Source organism: Streptomyces nanhaiensis, from assembly GCF_046614825.1.
Taxonomy (GTDB): Bacteria; Actinomycetota; Actinomycetes; order Streptomycetales; family Streptomycetaceae; genus Streptomyces; species Streptomyces radiopugnans.
The window spans coordinates 24,647-31,983 of sequence record NZ_JBKJFM010000058.1; the positions used below are offsets into that span (position 1 = coordinate 24,647).

The 7,337-nt window shown below is 75.7% G+C and carries 5 protein-coding genes; 1 reads left to right on the top strand and 4 read right to left on the bottom strand.

The window, feature by feature from the left end; translation table 11 throughout:
- Nucleotides 1-46: 46 nt before the first annotated feature.
- The 4 genes from hutI to hutU are packed head-to-tail and all read right to left on the bottom strand — an operon-like array spanning nt 47 to nt 5,641.
- Nucleotides 47-1,258: an imidazolonepropionase gene (gene hutI, locus ACLIYP_RS14980; RefSeq protein ID WP_412713629.1), complete on the bottom strand. Its 1,212-nt coding sequence runs from the start codon at nt 1,256-1,258 to the stop codon at nt 47-49.
- A complete protein-coding gene (locus ACLIYP_RS14985; RefSeq protein WP_412713630.1) occupies nt 1,258-2,655 on the bottom strand; it encodes a formimidoylglutamate deiminase in 1,398 nt (465 codons plus the stop codon). The genes hutI and ACLIYP_RS14985 overlap by 1 nt, the downstream gene beginning before the upstream one ends.
- Complete coding sequence (locus tag ACLIYP_RS14990; protein ID WP_412713634.1) at nt 2,646-3,890, bottom strand: allantoate amidohydrolase; 1,245 nt, start codon at nt 3,888-3,890, stop codon at nt 2,646-2,648. Before ACLIYP_RS14990 ends, ACLIYP_RS14985 begins: the two co-directional genes overlap by 10 nt.
- A 23-nt stretch (nt 3,891-3,913) precedes the next feature.
- Entirely contained in the window at nt 3,914-5,641 is a 1,728-nt protein-coding gene (hutU, locus tag ACLIYP_RS14995) for a urocanate hydratase (RefSeq protein ID WP_412713631.1), read from the bottom strand.
- Between the two features lie 111 nt (nt 5,642-5,752).
- On the opposite strand from hutU, the gene ACLIYP_RS15000 reads away from it, so the two are divergent.
- Entirely contained in the window at nt 5,753-7,279 is a 1,527-nt protein-coding gene (locus ACLIYP_RS15000) for a type III PLP-dependent enzyme domain-containing protein (RefSeq protein WP_412713632.1), read from the top strand.
- Nucleotides 7,280-7,337 lie beyond the last annotated feature (58 nt).

The window sequence follows — 7,337 nt, forward strand, 5'->3', positions numbered from 1 at the left end:
AGGGACACGGCGGCGTAGGGACACGGCGGCGGTGCGGACCGCCCGCTCACAGCACGCGCGTACCGCGCTGCCAGACCGCCGCGACCAGCGGTACGCCGGGCCGGTAGGCCAGGTGGACGTGCGAGGGCGCGTCCAGGAGCACCAGATCGGCGCGGGCGCCGGGGGTGATCCGGCCGATGTCGATGCGGCGCAGGGCCGCGGCGCCGCCCGCGGTGGCGGACCAGACCGCCTCGTCGGGCGTCATGCCCATCTCGCGGACGGCGACCGCGACGCAGAAGGGCATGGAGCTGGTGTACGACGATCCCGGGTTGCAGTCGGTGGACAGCGCGACGGTGACGCCGGCGTCCAGCAGGCGGCGGGCGTCGGGGTAGGGCGAGCGGGTGGAGAACTCGCAGCCGGGCAGCAGTGTGGCGACCGTGCGGCCGCCGGCGAGGGCGTCCACGTCGGCGTCCGTGAGGTGGGTGCAGTGGTCGGCGGAGGCGGCGTCCAGCTCCACGGCGAGCCGCACGCCGGGGCCGGGCCCGAGCTGGCCCGCGTGGACGCGCGGGACCAGTCCGTGGGCGATCCCGGCGGTGAGGACGGCGCGGGCCTGGTCGCCGTCGAAGGCGCCCCGCTCGCAGAAGACGTCCACCCAGCGGGCCCAGCGGGCGCAGGCGGCGAGCATGGGGCCGGTGACGAGGTCGACGTAGCCGTCCGGGTCACCGGCGTACTCCGGGGGCACCACATGGGCGCCGAGGTAGGTGACCTCGTCCACGTGGTCGTCGGCGATGCGCAGGGCGCGCGCCTCGTCCTCGGTGGTGAGGCCGTAGCCGGACTTGGTCTCCAGGGTGGTGGTGCCCTGCCGCAGCGCCTCCCGGACGTGGCGGGCCAGGTTCGCGGCGAGCTGCTCGTCGGTGGTGCCGCGGGTGGCCTCGACGGTGGTGCGGATGCCGCCGGCGGAGTAGGGGCGGCCGGACATGCGCGCGCTGAACTCCTCGGTGCGGTCGCCGCCGAAGAGCAGATGGGAGTGGGAGTCGACGAAGCCGGGGATCATCGCCCGGCCGCCCGCGTCGACGCGACTGTCGGTGGCGGGTGCTTCACTTTCCGTACCGACCCAGGCGATGCGGTCGCCCTCGATGACGACGGCCGCGTCCCGGATCAGGCCGAGCGGGGTGTCCTCGGCTGCTTCGGAGGAGTGGTGGTCGTTGGTGACCAGGGTGGCGATGCGGGTGACGAGGGTGCTGGTGGTGGCGTCGAGGTGGGTGGTCGGGGTGCTCATCAGCGGGCTGCTCCTTGCTGGATGGCTTCCGCCAGGGCCGCGGGGACGTCCGGCACGCTCCGGTGTACCCCGTCGCGCACCACATGGCGACCACCGACGACCGTGTGGCGTACGTCCGCCGCGGTGGCGGCGAACACGGCCGTCTCCGCCCCCAGCCGGGGCGGCGGCCCGGCGGTGCGCACCGTGTCCAGGGCGACGGTGGCGAAGTCGGCGAGCCGGCCGGCCTCCAGCCGTCCCGCCTCCGGCCAGCCGATCGCCGCCTGGCCGAACTCCGTCGCGGAGCGCAGCAGTTGCGACGCCGTCCAGTGGCCGCGGGCACGGGTGCGCAGGCGCTCGTCCAGTTCCATGGCGCGGGCCTCCTCCAGCAGGTCGATCACGGCGTGGCTGTCGCTGCCCAGGCACAGCGGCGAGCCCGCCCTCGTCAGGGCGGCGGCCGGACCGATGCCGTCGGCGAGGTCCCGCTCGGTGGTGGGGCACATGCACACCCGGGTGCCGGAGTCGCCCAGGAGGGCGATGTCGTCGTCGGTGAGGTGGGTGGCGTGGACGGCGGTGGTGCGGGGGCCGAGCACGCCGTGGTCGGCCAGCAGCCGGGTGGGGGTGCGGCCGTGGACGGCCAGGCAGGCGTCGTTCTCGGCGGGCTGCTCGGAGAGGTGGACGTGCAGGGGCGCGTCCCGTTCCCGGGCCCAGTCGGCGACGGCGCCCAGCTCGGCGGCGGGCACGGCGCGCACCGAGTGGATCGCGGCGCCCACGCGGGCGTGGTCGCCCGGCGGCCGCAGGGCCGCGGCCCGCTCGGCCCAGGCGGCGGCGCTGCCGTCGCCGAAGCGGAGCTGGTGGCGGTCCAGGGCGCCGCCCCGGCGGGCGGAGAGGAGGCCGGAGGCCAGGTAGCAGGTGTCGAGGAGGGTGATGCGGACGCCGGCTTCGGCGGCGGCCGCCATCAGGGCGTGCCCCATGGCGTTGGGGTCCTCGTAGGGGGCACCGCCGGGGGCGTGGTGCAGGTAGTGGAACTCGCCGACGGCCGTGATGCCGGCCAGCGCCATCTCGGCGTAGACGGCCCGGGCCAGGGCGAAGTAGCTCTCGGGGGTGAGGCGGTCGGCGACGGAGTACATCACCCGCCGCCACGTCCAGAACGTGCCGGAGCCGATCTGCACGGTGCCGCGCAGGGCGCGGTGGAAGGCGTGGGAGTGCGCGTTGGCCAGGCCGGGGACGGTCAGGCCGCGCAGCGGTTCGGCGCCGGGCGGCGGGGCTGGCGCCCCGGTGCGTACGGCGGTGATCCGGCCGCCGGCCGTCTCGATCACCGTGCCGGGCTCGACGGTGCCGCCGATCCAGGCGTACTCGGCCCAGTACACGGGCCCGGGGAGCGACGGGCCGGGGGCCGGGGAGCGAGGGGTCACGGGCACGCCAGGTCCTCCAGCACGTCGGCCAGTGCCCGCACCCCGGCGACGCAGTCGTCCTCCTGGGCCGACTCCGCGGGCGAGTGCGAGACACCGGTGGGGTTGCGCACGAAGAGCATGGCGGTGGGGATCTCGGCGGAGAGGATGCCCGCGTCGTGCCCCGCGCCGGTGGGCAGCACGGGCGCTCCGCCGAGCCGGGCCGCGATGCGGTCGCGCAGCCCGTGGGCGAACTCCACCACGGGCGTGGCGGACTCCCGGGTGACGGCCACCCGCACCCCGTCGCGTACGCCGCGCTCGGCGGCCGAGCGCTCGATCTCGGCGACGACGGCGGCCAGGGTCTCCTCGTCGGGCGCGCGGGAGTCGAGCCAGCCGCGCACCAGGGAGGCGATGGCGTTGACGCCGTTCGGCTCGACGGCGACCTTGCCGAAGGTGGCCAGCGCCCCGGCCAGCCGGGCCTTCTTCCGGGCGGCCAGGACGGTGTTGGCGTAGGTGAGCATCGGGTCGCGGCGGTCCTCCAGGCGGGTGGTCCCGGCGTGGTTGGCCTCGCCGTGGAAGTCGAACCGCCAGCGGCCGTGCGGCCAGATCGCGGAGGCGACGCCCACCGCGCGCCCGCCGGCGGACGCCGTGTCCGCGCCGTCCGCGGCGGGGGGCCCGTCCGCGGCGAGGTTGCGGCCCTGCTCGATGTGGAGCTCGACGAACACGCCGATGCGGGCGAGCCGTTCGGGGTCGGGCCCGATGGCGTCGGGGTCGTGCCCGGCGCGCTCCATGGCCTGCGGCAGCGAGACGCCGGAGTCGTCGCGCAGCTCCCGGGCCTGCTCCGCGGTGAGCTGCCCGGCGGCCAGCCGGGAGCCGACGCAGGCGAGGCCGAAGCGGGCGCCCTCCTCGTCGGCGAAGTTGACCACCGCCAGCGGCCGGGCCGGGCGTACGCCCCTGCCGTGCAGCTCGTCGAGGGCGGCGAAGGCCGACACCACGCCCAGCGGCCCGTCGAAGGCGCCGCCGTCGGGCACGGAGTCCAGGTGCGAGCCGGTCACCACGGCGTCTCCGGCAGCCCCGCCGGAGCCGCCGGAGCCCCCCAGCCAGGCCCACTGGTTGCCGTTGCGGTCCGTCTCGTACGCCAGTCCGCGTGCCTCGGCCTGCTCGCGGAACCACGCCCGGCACTCGGCGTCCGCGCCGGTCCAGGCGTGGCGCCGGTAGCCGCCGGTGGCCGCCGACCGCCCGACGGGCAGCAGCTCCCGCCACATCTCGTGGAAGGAGGCGCCCGGCCTCACCGGGCGCTCCCGGACCCGCCGCCGGGCTCGCCGCCGCCCGTGCCGTCCCCGCCGTCCTCGCGCATCGGGACGCGCACCCCGCGCTCCGCGGCGACCTCCTCCGCGCGCTCGTACCCGGCGTCCACATGGCGGATGACGCCCGTGCCCGGGTCGTTGGTGAGCACCCGGCGGATCTTCTCCCCGGCCAGCGGCGTGCCGTCGGCGACGGTGACCTGTCCGGCGTGGATCGAGCGGCCCATCCCGACGCCGCCGCCGTGGTGGATGGAGACCCAGGAGGCTCCGGACGCCACGTTGACCATGGCGTTGAGCAGCGGCCAGTCGGCGATGGCGTCGGAGCCGTCGAGCATGGCCTCGGTCTCGCGGTACGGCGAGGCCACCGAGCCGCAGTCCAGGTGGTCGCGGCCGATGGCCAGCGGGGCCGAGATCTCGCCGGAGGCCACCATGTCGTTGAAGCGCTCGCCGGCCCGGTCGCGCTCCCCGTAGCCGAGCCAGCAGATGCGGGCGGGCAGGCCCTGGAAGTGCACCCGCTCCCCTGCCATCCGGATCCAGCGGGCCAGGGACTCGTTCTCGGGGAAGAGGTCGAGCACGGCGCGGTCGGTGGCGGCGATGTCCTTGGGGTCGCCCGAGAGCGCGGCCCAGCGGAAGGGCCCCCTGCCCTCGCAGAACAGCGGCCGGATGTAGGCCGGTACGAAGCCGGGGAAGGCGAACGCCCTGTCGTAACCGGCCAGCCGCGCTTCACCGCGGATGGAGTTGCCGTAGTCGAAGACCTCGGCGCCGGCGTCCTGGAAGCCGACCATCGCCTCCACGTGGCGGGCCATCGACTCCCGTGCCCGCGCGGTGAAGTCGGCGGGCTTCTCGGCGGCGTAGGAGGCCATGTCCGCGAAGTCGACGCCCAGCGGCAGGTAGGCCAGCGGATCGTGGGCGGAGGTCTGGTCGGTGACGATGTCGACCGGCGCGCCCATGGCCAGCAGGCGCGGCACCGCCTCGGCGGCGTTGCCCAGCACCCCGATCGACAGCGGGCGGCGGGCGTCGCGGGCCTCGGTGGCGAGCCGCAGGGCGTGGTCGAGGGAGTCGGCGCGCACGTCGAGGTAGCGGTGCCCGATGCGGCGCTCGACGGCCCGCGGGTCGCAGTCGACGCAGATGGCCACGCCGCCGTTCATGGTGACCGCCAGCGGCTGGGCGCCGCCCATGCCGCCGAGTCCGGCGGTGAGGGTGATCGTCCCGGCCAGCGAGCCGCCGAACCGCTTGGCGGCGACGGCGGCGAAGGTCTCGTAGGTGCCCTGGAGGATGCCCTGGGTGCCGATGTAGATCCACGAGCCGGCCGTCATCTGGCCGTACATGGTGAGCCCGAGCGCCTCCAGACGGCGGAACTCCTCCCAGTTGGCCCAGTCGCCCACCAGGTTGGAGTTGGCGATCAGCACGCGCGGCGCCCACTCGTGGGTGGTCAGCACGCCGACCGGGCGGCCCGACTGGACGAGCATCGTCTCGTCCGGTCCCAGGGTGGTGAGGGTGCGGACCATGGCGTCGAAGGAGCGCCAGTCGCGGGCCGCCTTGCCGGTGCCGCCGTAGACGACGAGCTTCTCGGGGTGCTCGGCGACCTCGGGGTCGAGGTTGTTCCGCAGCATCCGCAGGGCGGCCTCCTGCTGCCAGCCCCGGGCGGTCAGTGCGGAGCCGCGCGGGGCCCGTACGGTTCGCGGCCCCGAGGGCCCTGAGAGGTCTGCCATGGTCCCCTGCCTCCGGAATTGAATTGGTTACTACATCAACTCTATTCACTGAATAGAACTAGTCAACGGGTGGTGTCGTCCGCCTGCTCCGGCCGTGTTTGTCTTGTGTGCATGGCTTACACGCACCGCGCCGCCGTTCCGCCGGAGTCCTCCAGATCCTCGGAGTCCCCCGAAGTCCCCGGCACCCCCGGGACCTCGGAGACCTCCGGGAGCCCGCGGGCCGCCGCGGCCGCGGCCCGCCGCGACGCCGCCGTGCGGGCCGCCGTCGCCCGCGGGCTGCTCTCGGACGAGCACCCGGTCGCGGCCCTGCTGGACGTGGCGTCCGTACGGGAGACGGCCGCGGCCCTGCACGCCGCCTTCGACGAGGTGACCGCCCCCGGCCAGCCCGTGCTGCACTCCTTCGCGGTGAAGGCCTCCTCCCTGGTCCCCGTGCTGCGGCTGCTCGACGACTGCGGGCTGGGCTGCGAGGTCGCCAGCCCCGGCGAGCTGGCCCTGGCCCGGGCCGCCGGGGTCGGGCCGGAGCGCATCGTCCTGGACTCCCCCGCCAAGACCGCCGGCGAACTGCGCGAGGCCCTGGAGCTGGGCATCGCGCTCAACGCGGACAACCGCCAGGAGCTGGAGCGCCTGGACGCCCTGATGGCTCCCGGTGCCCTGCCCTCCCTCCCCGGCGGCCGGTCCGCCTCGCCCGTCGGCCTGCGCGTCAACCCGCAGCTCGGCGGCGGCAGCATCGGCGCGATGAGCACCGCGACGGCCACCTCGAAGTTCGGGTTCGCCCTCCAGGACGAAGGGGCGCGCGAGTTCGTCGTACGCGCCTGTGCGGAGCGTCCCTGGATCACCCGGCTGCACTGCCACGTCGGCTCCCAGGGCATGCCGCTGGAGAAGATGGCCGCGGGTGTGGCCGCCACCTACGAACTGGCCGAGGAGGTCAACCGGGCCGCCGGGGAACGGCGGATCGACACCCTCGACATCGGCGGCGGCCTCCCGGTCAACTTCGGCTCCGAGGAGGTCTCCCCGACCTTCGCCGAGTACGCCCGGCTGCTGCGCGACACCGTCCCCGGCCTGTTCGACGGGCGCTACGGGCTGGTCACCGAGTTCGGACGGTCGGTGCTGGCCAAGTGCGGGCTGGTGCTGGCCCGGGTGGAGTACGCCAAGAGCTCCGGGGGCCGCCCGATAGCGGTCACCCACGCGGGCGCCCAGGTCGCCGTGCGGACGGTCTTCGCACCCGAGGCGTGGCCGCTGCGGGTCGCCGCCTACGACGGGCTGGGCCGGCCCAAGCGGGGCGCGCCCGTGGTGCAGGACATCGCCGGGCCCTGCTGCTTCGCCGGCGACCTCGTGGCGCGCGGCCGGGAACTGCCGGAACTGGCGTCCGGCGACCTGGTGGCGCTGCTGGACACGGGGGCGTACTACTTCTCCACCCCGTTCGACTACAACAGCCTGCCCAGACCGGGCGTGTACGGCTTCACCCTCGGGGACGCCGCGAGCGCCGCGGCGGACGGCAGCGACGGCGGCAGCGGTGGCGGCGTCAGCGGTGGTCAGGGCGTGTGCTTCGCGACCGTACGTCCGCCCCAGACGCTCGACGAGCTCGTCGCCGCGTCCGGCGGGGCCCAGCGCGACGCGCTCACCGCGCCGCGGCCGTGACCCGCGCCCGGGGGCGGCGCCCCGCCCCCGCCCGGGGGTCCCGGCGCGCCGGGTGGCA

What these genes read in the sequence shown, in the direction of transcription:
- hutI (WP_412713629.1), bottom strand. Translation starts at nt 1,258, where the DNA reads ATGAGCACCCCGACCACCCACCTCGACGCCACCACCAGCACCCTCGTC.
- ACLIYP_RS14990 (WP_412713634.1), bottom strand. Translation starts at nt 3,890, where the DNA reads ATGTGGCGGGAGCTGCTGCCCGTCGGGCGGTCGGCGGCCACCGGCGGC.
- hutU (WP_412713631.1), bottom strand. Translation starts at nt 5,641, where the DNA reads ATGGCAGACCTCTCAGGGCCCTCGGGGCCGCGAACCGTACGGGCCCCG.
- ACLIYP_RS15000 (WP_412713632.1), top strand. Translation starts at nt 5,753, where the DNA reads ATGGCTTACACGCACCGCGCCGCCGTTCCGCCGGAGTCCTCCAGATCC.